At 71.5% G+C, this 17519-nt stretch carries 13 protein-coding genes; 10 read left to right on the forward strand and 3 right to left on the reverse strand.

Annotated elements, in window-relative coordinates; translation table 11 throughout:
* Positions 1-90: 90 nt before the first annotated feature.
* The 5 genes from AB0J64_RS01890 (at position 91) to sepH (ending at position 7109) form a co-directional block, all read left to right on the forward strand.
* On the forward strand, positions 91-1293 hold the full coding sequence (locus AB0J64_RS01890; protein ID WP_364019006.1) for an MFS transporter: 1203 nt from the start codon (positions 91-93) through the stop codon (positions 1291-1293).
* 55 nt (positions 1294-1348) lie between these two features.
* Entirely contained in the window at positions 1349-2077 is a 729-nt protein-coding gene (locus AB0J64_RS01895; RefSeq protein ID WP_364019009.1) for a polysaccharide deacetylase family protein, read from the forward strand.
* 44 nt (positions 2078-2121) lie between these two features.
* Positions 2122-3399: a D-arabinono-1,4-lactone oxidase gene (locus AB0J64_RS01900; RefSeq protein WP_364019012.1), complete on the forward strand. Its 1278-nt coding sequence runs from the start codon at positions 2122-2124 to the stop codon at positions 3397-3399.
* A 79-nt stretch (positions 3400-3478) separates the two neighbouring features.
* Positions 3479-4258 (forward strand): S8 family serine peptidase, encoded by a 780-nt coding sequence (locus AB0J64_RS01905; protein WP_364019015.1) that lies wholly within the window; start codon positions 3479-3481, stop codon positions 4256-4258.
* A gap of 160 nt (positions 4259-4418) precedes the next feature.
* A complete protein-coding gene (sepH, locus tag AB0J64_RS01910) occupies positions 4419-7109 on the forward strand; it encodes a septation protein SepH (RefSeq protein WP_364019018.1) in 2691 nt (896 codons plus the stop codon).
* A 194-nt stretch (positions 7110-7303) separates the two neighbouring features.
* On the opposite strand, the gene AB0J64_RS01915 is transcribed toward sepH, so the two are convergent.
* On the reverse strand, positions 7304-8851 hold the full coding sequence (locus AB0J64_RS01915) for a PH domain-containing protein (protein ID WP_364019021.1): 1548 nt from the start codon (positions 8849-8851) through the stop codon (positions 7304-7306).
* Positions 8848-9369, reverse strand: coding sequence for a PH domain-containing protein (locus AB0J64_RS01920; protein ID WP_364019023.1), 522 nt, complete (start codon positions 9367-9369; stop codon positions 8848-8850). Before AB0J64_RS01920 ends, AB0J64_RS01915 begins: the two co-directional genes overlap by 4 nt.
* A 437-nt stretch (positions 9370-9806) precedes the next feature.
* Between AB0J64_RS01920 and AB0J64_RS01925 the strand changes: the two genes are divergently transcribed.
* From AB0J64_RS01925 to AB0J64_RS01945, 5 genes are all read left to right on the forward strand, one after another.
* Positions 9807-10349 carry a YbhB/YbcL family Raf kinase inhibitor-like protein gene (locus AB0J64_RS01925; RefSeq protein WP_364019026.1) on the forward strand — a complete coding sequence of 181 codons (543 nt, stop codon included), beginning with the start codon at positions 9807-9809 and terminating at the stop codon, positions 10347-10349.
* Positions 10350-10532: 183 nt separating this feature from the next.
* The gene (locus AB0J64_RS01930) at positions 10533-11978 is read left to right on the forward strand and encodes a hypothetical protein (RefSeq protein WP_364019029.1); all 1446 of its coding nucleotides are present in this window, start codon (positions 10533-10535) and stop codon (positions 11976-11978) included.
* A 78-nt stretch (positions 11979-12056) separates the two neighbouring features.
* Positions 12057-14297, forward strand: coding sequence for a SulP family inorganic anion transporter (locus tag AB0J64_RS01935; RefSeq protein WP_364019031.1), 2241 nt, complete (start codon positions 12057-12059; stop codon positions 14295-14297).
* A complete protein-coding gene (locus tag AB0J64_RS01940; protein ID WP_364019034.1) occupies positions 14294-15310 on the forward strand; it encodes an NAD-dependent epimerase/dehydratase family protein in 1017 nt (338 codons plus the stop codon). Before AB0J64_RS01935 ends, AB0J64_RS01940 begins: the two co-directional genes overlap by 4 nt.
* A 232-nt stretch (positions 15311-15542) precedes the next feature.
* Positions 15543-16403, forward strand: coding sequence for a serine hydrolase (locus AB0J64_RS01945; RefSeq protein WP_364019037.1), 861 nt, complete (start codon positions 15543-15545; stop codon positions 16401-16403).
* A 35-nt stretch (positions 16404-16438) separates the two neighbouring features.
* Here AB0J64_RS01945 and AB0J64_RS01950 read toward each other — a convergent pair whose 3' ends face one another.
* Positions 16439-17467 (reverse strand): membrane dipeptidase, encoded by a 1029-nt coding sequence (locus AB0J64_RS01950; RefSeq protein ID WP_364019040.1) that lies wholly within the window; start codon positions 17465-17467, stop codon positions 16439-16441.
* Positions 17468-17519: the final 52 nt, after the last annotated feature.

Consider the following 17519-nt stretch of genomic DNA (forward strand, 5'->3'; position numbering starts at 1 on the left):
GGCCACGTTAACCCACCCCGCCGATAAATCAGTTGTCATCCGGACATACGGTGCGCAATGGTTAGCTCGCTCAAATAAGGGGGAAACGGCGTGGTCGGGCCTTACCGGGGGTTGTTCGACGGGTCCGGCGTCAAGGGGTTCGTGCTGGCGGGTTTCGTCGGCCGCATGCCGATGTCCATGCAAGGCATCGGGGTCGTGCTCCTGATCTCCACGCTCACCACGTCATACGCCACCGCGGGCGGGGTCGCCGCGATGACCAACGTGGCCTTCGCCGTCGCCGCCCCCCTGTCGGGCCGGCTGGTGGACAGGTTCGGGCAGAGCAAGGTCATCCCGCCGTTCTCCGTCGTCAACGCGCTCGCGCTGGTCTCGCTGATGCTCTGCGCCGGGTTCGGGCTGCCCGACTGGACGCTGTACGCCTCAGGCCTGCTCGTCGGCGCCACCTCGATGTCCATCGGCTCGATGGTGCGGGCTCGCTGGTCGGCCATTCTCGGCGGTTCGGGCAAGCTGCACGCCGCGTTCGCCTTCGAGTCGGTCGTGGACGAGGTGGTCTTCGTCACGGGGCCCGCGCTGGTCACGGTGCTGGCCACCGCCGTGAACCCGTACGCGGGGCTGGTCGTGGCCCTGGTCTTCATGCTCCTCGGCTGCCTGGCGCTGGCGGCGCAGCGGCGCACCCAGCCGCCCGTCCAGCCGGTCAGATCGGCGTCGGGCACGCCCATCCTGATCCCCGGCATCGCCCTGCTGGCCTGTGTCGACCTGGCGCTGGGCTCGGTGTTCGGCTCCGTGGACCTGATCTCGGTGGCGTTCGCGGAGGAGCACGGCGTGAAGGGGTCCGCCGGGTTCCTGCTGGCCGCGTTCGCCGGCGGCTCGATGGTGTCGGGGCTGTGGTTCGGGTCGAGGCACTGGAAGATCTCGCTGCGCGGGCGGTTCGTCCGGGCGCTCGGGCTGTTCGTGGTGGGGCTGGTGCCGATCATGTTCATCGACGACGCGTGGATCATGGCGGGGGCGCTGTTCCTGGCCGGCTTCGCGATCTCGCCGACGCTCATCACGGGCTTCTCACTGACCGAGCGGCTGGTGCCGCCGTCCCTGCTCACCGAGGGGATGGCGTGGATCTCGACCTCGATCGGGTTCGGCGTGGCGGTCGGCGCCTGGGTCGGCGGGCGGCTCACCGAGGCGTTCGGTGCGTCCGACGCGTACATCTTCTCCTGGGGCTCGGCAGTCCTCGCCGCGGTCGTGGGCGTCGCAGGTTCGAGTTTGCTGAGACTTCCCGAGGCTCCTTCTCCCGCCAAGAGCTGATCCGCTACCGTCAGGGACATCCCTCGCAACACCCATCACAATGGAAGCTTTACTTATGTCCCGACAGATCAGTTCACTTCTAGCTATCGCGGCTGTCTGCGTCACACTGGCCCCGGCGCCCGCCTTCGCACAGACGCCCAAGAAGGCGCCCGTCGACTGCGCGGAGGTCAAGTGCCTCGCGCTGACCTTCGACGACGGCCCGGGCCAGTACGCGGGGAAGCTGCTCGACACACTGAAGAAGTACGACGCGAAGGCGACGTTCTTCCTCGAGGGCCAGTACGTCAAGAGCCGTCCCGCGTTCGTCAAGCGGATGGCCGCCGAGGGCCACGAGCTCGGCAACCACAGCTACAGCCACCCCGACTTCACCAAGTCCGACGCCGCCACCGTCAGGTCCGAGATCCAGAAGACCCAGGACGCGGTGAAGAAGGCCGCGGGCGTCGAACCCAAGCTGCTGCGCCCGCCGTACGGGCTCGGCGACCTGCAGACCTCCGAGATCGCCGCCGAGTTCGGCATGCCGATGATCCTCTGGACCGCCGGCTCCGAGGACTGGTCGACCAAGAACGTCGAGGCCATTCAGAAGAAGACGCTCGAGGTCGCCCAGCCCAACGGCATCATCCTCATGCACGACTGGGTGAAGCAGACCGTCGACGGCATGCCCTCCCTCATCAAGACCCTGCAGAAGAAGGGCTACCACCTGGTGACGGTGTCCGAGGTGCTCAAGGGGGAGAACGCGAACCTCGAGCCCGGCGACACCTTCCCGGTTCCCGCCGGCTGGGAGAGGTGAGTATCGTTCGCGTCTAACCGGACGACGCTCTTGAAAGGGTGCGCATGGCGTTCGCGAACTGGGCGCGCAACCAGTCGGCCACTCCTGCCGAGGTGCGCATGCCCGCCTCGGCCGAGGACGTCGTACGCGCCGTGCGGGACGCCGCCGCCTCAGGGCGACGGGTCCGCATGGTCGGCACGGGCCACTCCTTCACCGGGGTGGCCCTCACCGACGGGATCATGCTGCGCCCCGGCGCGCTCACCGGCATCAGATCATGGGCGGACGACCGCGTCACCGTGCTGGCGGGCACCCCGCTCCGCGTGCTGAACGAGCTGCTCGACGAGCGCGGCCTGGCCCTGGCGAACATGGGCGACATCACCGAGCAGACCGTCGCGGGCGCGATCCAGACCGGCACGCACGGCACCGGGCGCGACAGCGGCGGCCTCGCGGACCAGGTCGCCGAGGTGGAGCTGGTGCTGGCCGACGGCTCCGTGGAGACCGCCGGTCCCGGCGAGGACCTGTTCGACGCGGCCAGGGTCGGGCTGGGGGCACTCGGAGTGCTGACGGCCGTCACGTTCCGGGTCGAGCCCGCGTTCCTGCTGCACAACCGGCGGCGCAAGCTGCCGCTCGGCGAGATCCTCGGCTCCCTCGACACGCTGACCTCCGAGAACGAGCACCTCGACTTCTTCTGGCTGCCGCACACCGACGCCTGCCTGGTCAAGACCAACAACCGCAGCGCGGGTCCGGCCCGGCCGCCGGGCGCGTTCAGGCACTGGCTGGACAACGTGTTCCTGGAGAACACCGTCTTCGGCGCGGCCTGCGCCATCGGCGCCCGCTCCCCCGATCTGATCCCGCGGATCAACGCCGTCAGCGCGGCGGCGCTCGGGGACTCGGAGTCGGTCGACACCTCGTACAAGATCTTCACGGCGCGGCGGGACGTGCGCTTCCTCGAGATGGAGTACGCGGTGCCGCGCGAGCGTCTCGCCCAGGCGCTGCGCGAGACGCGGGACCTGATCGAGCGGATGGACTGGAAGATCACCTTTCCGGTGGAGGTGCGCGTCACGCCGCCCAGCGACGCCTGGCTGTCCACCGCGTACGGGCGGCCGTCGGCGTACATCGCCTGCCACATCTACCGGCCGACGCCCAACCCCGCGTACTTCGAGGGCGTGGAAGAGATCATGACTCGGCTGGGCGGGCGGCCGCACTGGGGCAAGCTCCACACCAGGGACGCCTCGTACCTGAGCAAGGTCTATCCCCGCTTCGCGGACTTCACCGCCCTGCGCGACCGGCTCGACCCAGGACGCCTGTTCGGCAACGACTACCTGGATCTTGTGCTCGGCTAACGCATCATTGGGTAAAGAGCTTCTTCGAAATCGTGTCCCGGCGTCCCTGGGAGCCGAGTGGCGGGCATTCTCGTAACTCGTGCCCCGACGACTCGGCCTGCCCTCCGTGTACCTCGCCGCGGCGGTGGCCACGGCCGCCACGACCGCCGTGCCTCTCGCCATGACGCCCGCCTCCGGACTCGCTCTGCGCCCCGCCCCCTCGGAGCCCACCCGGCCCTACATCGTCACCGCGCGCAGCCGGATGGCCGCCCGCGACCTCGTCGGCGAGGTGAGATGGCGGGTGCGGCGCTTCTACACCGCGGCGCTGCCCGGATTCGCCACCTTCCTCACCGCCGCCGAACTGGCCGAGCTCCGGGCCGACCCACGGGTACGCGCGATCGAGCCCGACCGCCGGATCCTCCCCGTACCCGCCGGCAAGGCCCGCACGCTCCCCCGCTCGGCCACCACGTTCTACGTCGTGGACAGCGGCGTGGACACGGGCAGGGCCGAGTTCGGCGACCGGGCCTGGCGCGCCTTCGACGCCACCGGCGGCACCGGGCACGACTGCCTCGGCCACGGCACGGAGGTCGCCCGGCGCGTCCACACCGCGGCGCCCGGCGCTCGGATCGCCTCGGTACGGGTGCTCGGCTGCGGCGGCTCGGGCGCCCTGGCCGACGTGCTGGCCGGGCTGGACTGGATCCACCGCCACGCGCGCGGCCAGTCCGTCGCCCACCTGTCCCTCGACGGCTCCGGCTCCCCCGCGCTCGACGCGGCCGTACGGTCGCTGCTGCGCTCGGGCGTGTCCGTCGTCCGGGACGACGCGATTCGCCAGAACCCGTCGGCGGCATCTAGCCTCCAAATACGCAACGGCGGGCTCTAGAGTGATGGATCTTACGAATGTGACCGGCGTCACACCATCCCGGGAGTATCCCAGGAAGGCGATGTTCGGACATGCCGGGTACGGTGCTGGCAGGCAACCGGCACACGCGAGAGACTCAAGGGTCCGGGGGAAGAATGGCGACGCTGACGAAGGGACTCGCATGCAGGAGCTCCGACTCGTCGCGGTGAGTGAGGACGGCACCTATCTCGTGCTGGCTACTGCCGGGCGAGGTACGCGCTTCACGCTTCCCGTGGACGACCGGCTCCGTGCTGCCGTCCGCGGCAATTTCTCCCGTCTCGGCCAGTACGAGATCGAAGTGGAGAGTCCGTTGCGCCCCAAGGAGATCCAGGCACGCATCCGTGCCGGAGAGACGGCGGAGCAAATCGCCGCGACCGCCGGGATCCCGGTCGAACGTGTCCGCTGGTTCGAGGGTCCGGTGCTCCAGGAGCGGGAGTACGTCGCCCAGCAGGCGCAGCGCGTGGCCGTACGCATGCCTGGGGAGTCGGCGCCGGGGCCCACCCTCGGCGACCTCGTGGCCGAGCGCCTGAACAGGCGGGGCGTGCCCACGGACGAGATCGACTGGGACTCCGCCAAGCGCGACGACGGGCTGTGGCGGGTCAAGCTCGGCTACGTGTGGAACGGTCACACGCGCCACGCCGAGTGGCTCTTCGACCCGCGCAAGCGCCACGTGACGCCCCACGACGACGAGGCCATGCGGCTGTCGTCGGCCGACTTCGACCCAGAGCCGACCGTGGTGGAGGACACCACGGTGACGCCGTTCGCGCCGCGGGTGGCCAAGCTGCAGCCGGTGCCGCCGCTCTCTTCCGTCCCTTCTGTGGTGCGCCGCGAGGCCGCCGAGGAGCCGGCGGTCGGCTACAACCCGCCGCCCAGGTCGTCGGAGCCGGCGTACGGCCGCGCCCAGGACGCCTCGCCGCCTTTCGACCGCGCCGCCCCTGCCACCAGGGAGTCGTCGTACGACGCGCTCGACGCCGACGAGCGCCGGGACTCGGGCGCGGGCCAGGACCCCGCGTCCCTGCGGCGTGACCTCTCCAGGCAGGCCGGCCCGTGGGACGAACCGCCGTTCCGCGAGCCCTTCCGGCAGGAGCCCCCTGCGCGTGAGACCGGCTACGCCCACCCCGGCGACACCTCGTCCCGCCGTGGCGGCTCCTCGCCGTGGCTGCCCGACTTCGGCTCCGGCCCGGGCGACCACGACCCGGACGCGATCTACGCCCCCGCCACCGACCCGGCGCCCACCCCCACGCCGCCGTTGTCACCCTCGTCCCCGGCTTCGCCGTCGTCTCCGGTCTCGCCGTCCTTGCCGTCCTCGTTCCCGGACTCCCGCACGGCTCCGCCGCCCGCCGCCGAGGAACCGCCCGCCCGGGACCCCTTCATCGCGCGCGAGCCGGGGCCGGTCCAGGCTCCGGGGCAGACCCAGGGCGCCGCGACCACGCAGCCTCCTGCCCAGGCGGAAGCCACCACCCAGCCACCCACTCAGCCCGAGGCCGCCGCCCAGACGCTCGCTCAGCCAGAGGCCACCACTCAGACGCCTGCCCAGGCCGAGGCCAGCACCCTGATCCCTGCCCAGGCCGAGGCCGCCATCCAGGCACCCGCCCAGGCCGAAGCCACCGCCCAGACGCCTGCCCAGGCCGAGGCCGTGGCCCAGGTGCCCGTTGCGGTGGAGTCGCCTTCTGCACCGGAGCCCGTGGCAAGCACCGAGCCCGCGGCCACCACCGAGCCCGCGGCAAGCGCCGAGTCTCCGGCAGCCGCTGAGCTCGCGGCCACCGCCGAATCCACGGCAGGCGCCGGGCCGGACGTGGCCTCGCCTGCGAACGCCGAGTCCGCTCCCGAGCCCGCGGCCGCCGCGCCCATCACCGTGTCCGGCGACGCCACGGAGCCGGACTCCACGACGACGCCCGGCACCGCGACGCCCGCATCGGCGGAAGCGAATGCGGCGACCACCGCCACCGCCCAGGCCGGCACGCCCGACGCCTCGGACGCCAAGGCGGCTGCCGGAGCGGACGCCACGCCGCCCACTGCCGTGGACACGCAGGCGCCCGGCACCAGGGACGCTCAGAAGGTGGACGCCGTGGACGTTCAGACGCCCGGCGTCGTGGAGGCCGAAGCCGCCAAGGCTGCGGAGGTCGTGGCGGACGCGGCCTCGTCCGAGTCGGCGGCGTCCGCGCAGGAGGGCAACGCGACGGCCCAGACCGTACCGGACGCCAAGCCACAGCCGGAGAGCCCCGCACAGCCCGCCGCGCCACAGACCGAGGACGCCGCACAGGCTGCCGTGGCAGAGACCAAGGACGCCGCACAGGCTGCCGTGCCGGAGGCCAAGGACGCCGCACAAACCGCCACGCCGCAGACCGAGAGCCCCGCGCAACCAGTCGCGCCGGAGCCCGGGGGCAGCACAGCCCAGCCCGCTGCGGCGGTGGCCGAGAGCAGTGCCCAGCAGGACGCCGCGCCGGAGTCCGAGAGTGCCGCCCGGCCCGCCGCGTCGGAGGCCCAGCCGCCCAAGGCCGAGCAGCCTGCTCAGGAGAGCGAATCCGCTCAGGAGAGCGAGCCTGCCCAGGAGGCCGAGCCTGCTCAGGAGGCCGAGCCTGCCCAGGCCCAGGCTGCCGAGGAGGCCGAGCCGGCCGAGGAGGCCAAGCCGCCGGCGCCCGCTCCCAAGCCCAAGCCCGCAGTCCCGGCAGCGCGTTCGGGCAAGGCCGCGGCCAAGGAGGAGCCGGCCGTGCCCGTGCCGTCCCCGCCGCCCGCCCCGGCCGCCCGCCAGGCGCGCAAGGGCTCAAGGGGACGCAGGGCTTCGGTCCCGACCTGGGACGAGATCATGTTCGGCGCCCGCCGCCAGGACTGACCGCGCACCCGGCACGGCCACCGCGTAAAAGACCCGCACTCCACCGACCGCAGCCGTCGTCAGAACCGCCGCCAGGACCGGACCCACCAGCCCACGGCCGCCGTCATGACCGCCACCGCCGGGATAAGCCACGGTGGCGGCCGTGCCGGACGTGCGGGTCAGCCTGCGCATGACGATCCGGACTCACCAAGGGGTCAGGATGCGGGTGGGGTCGGGGGCTCGAGGAAGGGGGCGAGCCACTCCGGCGTCACCTCGGCGGGGAACGCCGCCCCCTGCGCCTCCGACACGTCGATCGCCGAGTAGCCGCCCTTGCCCGCCCCGACCCCGGCGATCAGCGTGAGCACCCCCGCCCGCCGCTGGAACCACGTCTGCCGCAGCCGCCATCCCACCACGGCCCGGCGTTCGACCACGGCCTGGGAACGCCGGAGCGATCCCGAGCGCACCGCCAGCCGTACCCCGTCGTAGCCGTGCCCCAGCGAGGCGTACCGGTCAAGGCCCAGCGGAACTCCGGCCCCGGCCAGCAGCAGCGCCGGCACCAGCAGCACCCACCACAGCGCCGACCCCGTGGCCCAGACCGCGAGAACGCTCGCCACCGCGAGCACGGCCCAGGGGAAGACGGCGCGGAACAGGCGGCGGTTGCGTGCCACGGGCGGGTGGGCGCGGAGGGTGGCCAGGTAGGGGCCGATGGCCTCGCCGGTCACCTGGTGCGCCACGGGCCGGGGCACGTCGGGCAGGAGTTGGCCGCGTGTCTGGGAGTCGCCCAGCCCTGTCACGATGGCCCAGGCACGTACGACCCCGGCCCACCGCTCGGCGAGACCGTCCACGATCTCGTAGCCGCGTACGCGGCTGGACTCCAGCGACACGCTGCGCCGGTTGATCAGACCGCGCTCGGCCACCAGGTAGCCGTCGCGGCGCTTGAGCCGGAAGTCCCAGTTGAAGATCGCGTACATCAGCCCGCCCGTGAACGGCATCGCCACCACGAGCAGCAGCACCGCGACCAACAGCAGGTAGGGATGGCCCCACAGCCACTCCCCCGCGCTCCAGGCGGCGTCCTGGTCGAGCCCCAGGTCGTCGCCCCACTGGAACGCCAGCCCGATGGCGCCGCCGGCGAGGGCGAAGGGGGTGAGCAGGTACGCGCCCGACAGCGGACCGTACAGCAGCCACCTGCGCGGCACGCTGACGATCACCCGCTCCTGGGGTCCTGCCGGATGGGGCACGTGCACCTCGGGCCGGGCCGCGCGCCGCAGGAGCACCGACTTGAGCCGTTCGGCCTCTTCCAGCGTGACCCCGTCGAGCTCGGCCTCCTCGTCGTCCCCGCTCGCGCCCGTGTCGATCTTGAGTACGGCCAGCCCGAGCAGGCGGTGCATGGGCGGTGTGGACACGTCGACGCCGCGGATCCGCTCCAGCGGGATGGTGCGGACGGAGCGGCTGATCAGCGACCGCTTGGTCTCCAGCCGGTCGCCGACGATCTCGTACGTGAAGGTGGCCCACCTGACGACGGCGAACGCCACGGTGCCCGCCACGCCGAGCGCCGCCCAGATGTACGACCTGGCCGAGAAGCCGCCCACGAAGAGCACGCCGACGAGGGGCAGCAGGAGCGAGGGCAGCATGCGTACGGGGTCGATGAGCAGCACCTTCGGGTGCAACCGCAGCGGCGCCCGCACCGGAGGCGGGGCCTCACCCATCGGCTCGGGGCCTGCCTGGGGGGCGCCGTCGCCCTGGGGCGGCACGGGGCCGGTCATGTGGCGTCGTCCCTGAGGGCTTCGGCGCGGTGCGCGAGCTGCTCGGCCAGCCCGGCCGCGACATGGTAGTCGAGGCCCTTGATCGTCGAGGACCCCGCGTGGGACGCCGTGCGGATCTCCAGGGTGGCCAGCCCGAGCAGCCGTTCGATCCAGCCCTGCGCCTTGTCCACCGTCTGGATGCGGCTCACAGGCACGAACACCCACTCCCTGGTCAGGAACCCCGACCTGGCGTAGACGACGTCCCCAGAGAGCTCCCAGCGGTGCACGGCGTACCGTATGAAGGGCTCGGCCACCAGGAACGGCCCCATCAGGACCACGACCGCGGCAGGCAGCGTCCAGGAGTGGTCCGCGAACCAGCCCGGCACCCACGACCACCCGCTCCCGCCGACCCACCGCGCCACCAGGAGCGAGCCACCGAGGAAGAGCACGAACGCGACCAGTGACTCGAGCAGCCAGAGGCGGACGGCCTTGGGGGAGACGCGATTCGCCGGATCGCGCAGCGGGCCATTTGACGTCACAAGGCCAGCTTAGGGCGCGAACCGCCGAAGGCGATCTGTCAGCGGGCGCCCGGATCCGGAGGCTCCGGCGCCGGACGCCCGGCGTGTCTGCCGCCGTCCCCTCCGGTTCCCGTCGTATCCGGCGCGCATGTTTTTTGCGGACGGCGGTGAAGGGCCGCGACCGAAACTCATGTCCGTTTTGTCAGGGCGCCGTACGAGATCCCGCCAGAAGTCCGGCCGCGGCGAACCAGCAGGCCACAAAGGGTCCACCAGTACGGCGCCATGCGGGTCCCCGCCGTCGGCAAAGGCAGCGATGTGTCGAAGCTCACTACCCGGATCCCGCGATTCTGCCTCGTTTCGGATCCTTTACCGATGACCGACCATCGAGAAACGGTCTGCGCATGGCCGGGAGCCGCGTAGCATCATCCGGCATGGGGCTGTGTAACGCGGCATCACGCATGCGACACATCACCGTCACTGTGACGGTGGTGACCGCCGCGCTCGCTTCGGCGGGTTGCGGCAGCCTCATCGGTAGATCTCAGGCCCAGGACATCTCGGAGATCAACGTCTCGAGCCCGGAGCTGCGCGAGGGCAAACCGCTGCCCGCCGACTACTCCTGCCGAGGCGACCAGGGCAGCCCTCCGCTGCGCTGGTCGAGCCAGCCGCTGACCCAGGCGAAGTCGATCGCGATAGTGGTCGATTCTCATACACCGTCGGAGTCGGCCGTCAACTGGGTGCTCTACAACATCCCTGCGACCACGACCGAGCTGGGACCCAACGCCGCGGCCGAGCCCCCTGCGGGCTCCGGCCAGGCGAAGGTGACCAGCGGCAAGGTGGGCTACGACCCGCCCTGCAAGGACGGCGGCACCTACCGCTTCACCGTCTACACGCTGAACGACAAGGTGGTCGTCCCGGAGGATGGCGGGCTCCCCGACATTCTCAAGGACATCGCCAACAAGACCATCGCCCGGGGCAGACTCACGGCGGTCAACATCCAGTGAGACCCCGAACACAGCAGGTAATACGGTGTACCAATTCTTCACGTAGGGTGTGACAACGCTCATAGTGGTCCGACACAATCAGATCCAATTGTTAGGTACTGGTGATCAAAGGGGGCAGATCGCGTCGATGGCCGCGCGATCTCACCGGTGCCGAAGAGAGGCCATGGCTTTGAGGGTGGTGCAATGATCGCGGTCGTAGTGAGCTTGGTCGCCGTCGTGCTCCTCGTGCTCGTCGTCGTGGCACTGGGCATGCGTTCGATGAGCCGCAGGGAGAGCTCTCTCCCTCCGGAACGGCTGAAGGAGATGGCCGAGAAGGAGGAGAGGACTCAGACGCGCTCCACTGACGAGTTCGCCTCGCACGAGCCTCGCATGACCAACTTCACCCCTGACTTCAGCCCCATCGGGGAGCGCCAGCCCAAACCGGTGCGCACCGGTCAGCGTGGCAGGCGTGGCGTCGACGAGTGGGGCAACCCGACCTCCGATGACGAGGACGAGGAGTTCTGGGCCAACATCCGCAGCGATGCGGAAGAGGGCGGTTTCGGTGCGGGTGGCACCGTCGCGGCCAGGAAGGGCGCCTCCCGCCCCGTCGAGCGTGAGCGGCCCACCGAGCAGCCCGCCGAGCGGCCCGCCGCCAAGCGCCGGGAACGCACCGCGCAGCCCGCCGCCGCCTCGGCCTCGGCCTCGGCCGACCCCAACGCGACCACCGTCCAGTCCCCCCTGCCGCAGCGCCAGCCGGCCGCCGCGGCCGCCAACCTCGCCGACCTGGTGGAGCCGGCCAAGCGCGCCACTCCGTCCCAGGCGGACATGGCGGACCAGCGTACGATGACGTTCGCGGCGCCGACGGCCGACGTGATGAGCATCCTCGGCGCGGGCGCCAAGCCGGTGCCTCCCTCCCGCCCCGACTCCCTGTCGTCCAACGGGACCGGCAACGCCTCGGGCTCCTTCCCGGCCGCTCCGGCCGCCGGCGGCTCCTATTCCGCGACTCCCGTGACCCAGCCCAACCCTCTGAGCACGCCGAGCGGCGGCTCATTCGGCAGCGGCTCCTACCCGGCGACCCCCGCGGCGAACTCCAGCGGCTCCTTCCCCGTCCAGCCCGCCGCCATCCACGGCGCGCCCACGAGCGACCCGTTCCCCGCCTACACCAACGCCGCCGAGACCACCTGGGTCAACGGCAACCTGCCCGCGACGCCGTCGTCGTCCGGCTCCTGGCCCGCCCAGCCCGACATCCTCGACGACCCCTCCCCCGTCTCGGGCCCCTCCTGGCCCGCCTTCGAGCAGCCCGCCGCGCGCTCGTCGTACCCCGCCTCGTACGAGGTGCGCTCCGGCTGGGCGGTCGCCGACGACACCGACCCGCTCACCGGCCCGTCCCCCGCCACCGGCACCCCGACCGCGCCCAGCAGGGCGGTCTCGGCCTACGACGACGTGCTGGCGGCCCCCACGCCGAAGCCGGCCCCGGCCCCGGCGCCTGCCTCGTTCGCTTACGAGACCGGCGACTTCGCCTCCGCCGCCTGGCCGGAGCCGCCGTCGAGCGCGACCCAGCGCCCGACGTACGGCTCCCAGAACGGCAACAGCGGCAGCCACCGCCGCTCGCCCGCCGACCAGGACCACCCCCACGACTACTACCGGTGATCTCAGGCGCCCATTAATGGGTAAAACCCGCGTGACACACCCTTAAAGCGGGGTCGACGGAGCAATAGGGTTTGCTCCATGATCCCCGACACGAAGAGTAACTGGCTGGGCACACTCAGGCATGATGTGCCCGCCTCGCTCGTGGTTTTCCTCGTCGCGGTGCCCCTCTCGCTGGGCATCGCGATGGCCTCGGGCGCCCCGCTGGCCGCCGGGCTGATCGCCGCCGTGGTGGGCGGGATCGTGGCCGGCTCGCTGGGCGGCTCCGCCGTTCAGGTGAGCGGGCCCGCCGCCGGGTTGTCGCTGGTGGTCGTGGATCTCGTGCAGACGTACGGGTGGCGGGCCACCTGCATGATCACCCTGCTGGCGGGCGTCGTGCAACTGCTGCTCGGCGTCTTCAAGGCGGCCAGGGCGGCGCTCGCGGTGTCGCCGGCGGTCATCCACGGGATGCTGGCGGCCGTCGGCGTGATCATCGCGCTCTCCCAGCTCCACGTGGTCCTCGGCGGCAGCTCGCAGCGCTCGGCCGTGGCGAACCTGATCGAGCTGCCCGGCCAGATCGCCGACCTGCACGGGCACAAGGTCGCCGTCGGCATCCTCACGATCACCGTGCTCGCGTTGTGGACGCGGATGCCCAAGCAGATCAGGGCCGTGCCCGCGCCGCTGGCGGCGCTGCTCGTCGCGGCGGGTACGGCCTGGGCGTTCGGCTGGGACGTCACGCGCGTGGACCTGTCCGACAGCGTCGTCTCGTGGGCGTTCCCCGTGCTGCCGCAGGGCGACTGGCACATGGTGGTGGCGGCGGTGCTGCTCGTGGCGCTGCTGGCCGGGTGCGAGTCGCTGCTGTGCTGCGTGGCGGTCGAGGGGCAGCACGCGGGCCGCCGCGCCGACCTCGACCAGGAGCTGACCGGCCAGGGCGTCGCCAACATGGTCAGCGGCGCGCTCGGCGGCCTGCCGGTGGCCGGCGTGATCGTGCGCAGCACCACGAACGTCCAGGCGGGCGCGCGTACCCGCTGGTCGGCGATCCTGCACGGGGTGTGGGTGCTGGTGTTCGCGATCGGGTTCGGCTGGACGATCAAGCTGATCCCGCTGGAGGCCCTGGCGGCGTTGCTGGTGTTCATCGGCGTGCAGATGGTGAACCTGGGTCACATCAAGAAAGTCCACGGCCACGGCGAGGTGCCCGTCTACGTGGTGACGATGCTCGCCGTGATCCTGCTCGGACTCGCCGAAGGCGTGCTGGCGGGACTGGCGCTGGCCGCGCTGCTCGCGCTGCGCCGCCTGACCTGGGTCACGGTGACCAAGCGGCAGGACCACGACGGCCGGGTGCACGTGACGATCTCCGGCTCGCTGACGTTCCTGGGCGTGCCCAGGCTGACCCGCGAGCTGCGGACCATCGCCTCGGGCGCCACCGTGGACCTCGACCTGAACATCGACTTCATGGACAACGCCGCCTTCGAGGCCATCCACTCCTGGCGGCTCGACCACGAGCGCATGGGCGGCACGGTCGACATCGACGAACTGCACGACGAGTGGTACTCGCTGGCGGCCAGCGGCGCGCGCATGTTCCCGGTCAAGTCGCCGCCCAAGGCGCCGGACCGCTGGTGGCTGCCGTGGGCCCATCGGCCCCGTCCCGCCGCGGCTCCGGACACGGCCGGGGCGGAGTGCCGGCTGACAGCCGGTGCGCGGGAGTTCCACCGGCGTACGGCGCCCCTGGTCCGGCCCATCTTCACCGAGCTGGCCCGCAAGCAGCAGCCGTCGCACCTGTTCATCACGTGCGCCGACTCGCGGATCGTGCCCAGCCTGATCACCGCGAGCGGCCCCGGCGACCTGTTCACCGTGCGCAACATCGGCAACCTGGTGCCGCGCAGGGGCTCCGAGCCGCACGACGACTCGGTGGTGGCGGCGATCGAGTACGCCACGCAGGTCCTCGGCGTGCACACGATCACGGTGTGCGGCCATTCCGGGTGCGGCGCGATGGCGGGGGTGCTCAGCGCGGGCGTGCAGGCAGGCAGCCTGCCGGGGCTGAGACGGTGGCTGCGGCACGGAGACCACAGCCTGGCCAGGTTCATCGAGACCGAGGGCGACCGGCTCCACAGCGGCGCTCTGGACGTGCTGTGCCGGGTCAACGTCCAGCAGCAGCTGGAGAACCTGCGCACCTACCGCAAGGTCGACGAACAGGTCCGCGCCGGGAAGCTGGCGCTGGTGGGGCTCTTCTTCGACATCGGCGCGGCGAGGGTGCACATCGTGCCGCCGCTGCGCCCCGGCTTCTCCGCTCTGGGTGAAGAACGCGGCTCCCAGGCCGACGATGGGCGAACAATGAGTGCGTGAAACTTCTGGTTATTGGTGGTTCGAGGTTCCTGGGGCGTGCCGTCGTCGTCGAGGCGCTGGCCCGGGGGCATGAGGTGACGACGTTCAACAGAGGGGTGAGCCACGCCGACGTGCCCGGCGTCGAGGTCGTGCGCGGCGACCGTGAGGTGCGCGCCGACCTCGACCGGCTGACCGCCGGCCGGTCGTGGGACGCCGTGGTCGACACATGCGGCTACGTGCCGCGGGTCGTGGGCGAGTCGGTGGAGGCGCTGTCCGGGCATGCCGGCACGTACGCCTTCGTCTCCAGCGTCTCGGCCGTCGACGGCTTCCCCGGCAAGCCCGCCACCGAGGACAAGCCAGGGTGGCCGTGCGCGCCGGACGCCGGGCCCGACGACGGCGACTACGGCGTGCTGAAGGCGGGCTGCGAGCGCGCGGTCGAGCAGGGGTTCGACGGCAACGCGCTGATCGTCCGCCCCGGCCTGATCCTGGGGCCGTACGAGGAGGTGGGCAGGCTGCCGTGGTGGCTGAGCAGGATCGCGCGCGGCGGCCGGGTGCTCGCGCCCGGCGACCCGGACACGCCGATGCAGCTCGTGGACGTGCGCGACGTGGCGATCTTCACCCTCGACCAGGCGGAGCGGGGCGCGTCCGGCACCCATGTGGTGACGGGGCCCGCCGGCAACGCCACCTATGGCGGGTGGCTCGGTCTCTGCAAGGAGGTGACGGGCTCGGACGCGGAGTTCGTCTGGGTGGAGAACGAGTTCCTGGTGGAGCAGGGCGCGGGGTTGTGGGTGGAGCTGCCGCTGTGGGGCGGGCCGCCGTCCGAGGAGACCGCCAACTTCTGGAGCGTGCCGACGGCCGAGGCGCAGGCGGCGGGGCTGCGCACCCGTCCGGTGGCGGAGACCGTGCGCGACACGTGGGCCTGGCTCCGGGAGATCCCGGAGGAGCAGCGCGTTTACGGCGTCAAGAGCACGCACGGGATGGCGCCGGAGAAGGAGGACGCCATCCTCGCGGCGTGGGCCGCCCGTTCTGAGTAATCCTCCGCAGACGTGGCGCATGGGGGCGGATTAGTGTCGCGGGCGCCGGCGAGGTTCTCGCGGCGACGGTCCTGACTCCCAGGGGCCGGAGGGGCGGAGGCTGTGCGGTTGCCTCCGCCCCTCACCTTTACCTCTTTACCTCGGCTCATACGGAGGAATTACCTGGGCTCAACAAGGAGTAAACAGCCGGGTCGTAATGCTGCGTCGTATGACTTTGCGCTCCTTATCGCTTTTGTCCCTTACGTACGTAGCCCTGCTCCTCCTCCTGCTCTTCCCGAACGGTCCCTCTCCTGCCGCCGTCCTTCCCGCCGGCCGTCCGGCCGCCGCGTCCTCGGCCGTCGCGGTTGCGCGTAAGCCGGACAAGAAGGCGTTGACCAGGGCTCTCGACCGCTACGTGAGCCACCTCCCCGGCCGGCTCTCGGTGTCCGTACGCGATCTCTCCTCGGGGCTGTCCTACACCTACCACCGCGGCCTCAGGACGGCCACGGCCAGCATCGTCAAGGTCGACATCGTGGTCACGCTGCTGCTCAAGGCCCAGCGCCGGCACCGCGGCCTCACGGCCCGGGAGCGGCGCTGGGCGGCGCGGGCCATCAGGGTCAGCGACAACGCCGCCGCGTCGGCGCTGTGGCGGGCGATCGGCGGCGCGTCCGGCCTGGCCGCCGCCAACCGGAGACTCGGGCTGCGCAGCACCACGCCCGGCCCTGGAGGGTCGTGGGGCGCGACCACGACGAGCGCCGCCGACCAGGTCCGCCTGCTGACCGCCCTCACCTCCGCCAGGAGCCCCCTCTCCGTCAGGAACCGCCGGTACGTGTTGGGCCTGATGAGCCATGTGGCGCGGGGGCAGTCGTGGGGTGTCAGCGCGGCCGGGCACGACGCCGCGCTCAAGAACGGCTGGCTGCCCCGGCGGCGGGACGGGGGACGGTGGACCGTCAACAGCATCGGCCGGGTACGCGGCCACGGGCACACGTACCTGATCGCCGTCATCTCCGATCGTCATCCCTCGATGGGAGCAGGAGTGAGGGCGGTGGAGCACGTCGCCGCCCTCGTTGCCAAGACCCTCGCCAAGGCCGCGACCACGACCGACGACCGGTGAGATGCCGTGGCCGTCAAGTGCCGATCTGTCGGCGGTCACACCAGTCGTTCGCCGAGGAAGCGGTACACGTTGCCGCCGATGATCTTCAAAATGTCCTTCTCCGGGACGCCGCGGGCGATCAGGCCCTCGGTGACCATGGGCAGCCCCGACGGCCCCTCCAGGCCGGCGACGGCCAGCTTCGGGTTGACGCCTCTCGCGTTGACGCCCTCGCAGCACGGCGGCGTCAGGTCGTCCATGACCTCCCGGATGAAGTCCGGACCCAGGCCGACGTGGTCGATCCCGGCCACGGACGCGATGTGCTCGATGTGGTCGAGCAGGCGGTCGAGCGTCATGTCCTCCTCGCGCTCGGCGAGGAAGGGGGCCAGGAAGTTGACGCAGATCACGCCGCCCGTGGCGGCCACCCCGCGGAGCTGGTCGTCGGTGAGGTTGCGGTGGTGGTCGCGCAGCGCCCGGGCGGAGGAGTGGGTGGCCATGACCGGTTTGGTGGCCAGCTCCAGGACGTGCGCCACGCCGGAGGCGCCCAGATGGGAGATGTCGAAGACGATGCCGAGCCGCTCCATCTCCTGCAGCGCCGCCACGCCGTGGGACGTCAGGCCGCTGCCCGTGGCGTCCTCGCCGCTGCCGTCGGCCAGCGGCGTGCGGCCGAAGTGGGCGATGGACGCCACCCGCACGCCCAGCCGGTGGACGGTCGAGATCAGCTCCACGTTGGCGTCGATCCCCGGCATGCTCTCCAGCGCGATCACCAGTGCGATCTTGCCCTCGTCGAGTGCCCGGTCGATGTCGGCGGCGTCCAGACAGATGCGGACGTAGTCAGAGTTTCCCTCGGCCAGCACGTGCGCGCACTCGATCATGCGCAGCGTCTGCCGCAGCGCGCCCTCCGGCCGGTACTGGTCGTCGATGAAGACCGGCAGGATCTGCAGATTCACCCCGCCGTCGATGAGCTGGGGCAGCCACCTCTGGCGGAAGAACGAGGCCCACTGCTCATGCGGCCGCGCGGAGACGGCCATCAGCAGGTCGTTGTGCGTGTCGGCCACGACCGCGCGCCGGTGCAGGGAAAGGGTCATGAGTTGGACGTTATCGCGCGGACAGGACTGCTCCAATGCCCCGGGGCTGGAC

Source organism: Nonomuraea sp. NPDC049695 (assembly GCF_040674955.1).
Classification (GTDB): Bacteria; Actinomycetota; Actinomycetes; order Streptosporangiales; family Streptosporangiaceae; genus Nonomuraea; species Nonomuraea helvata.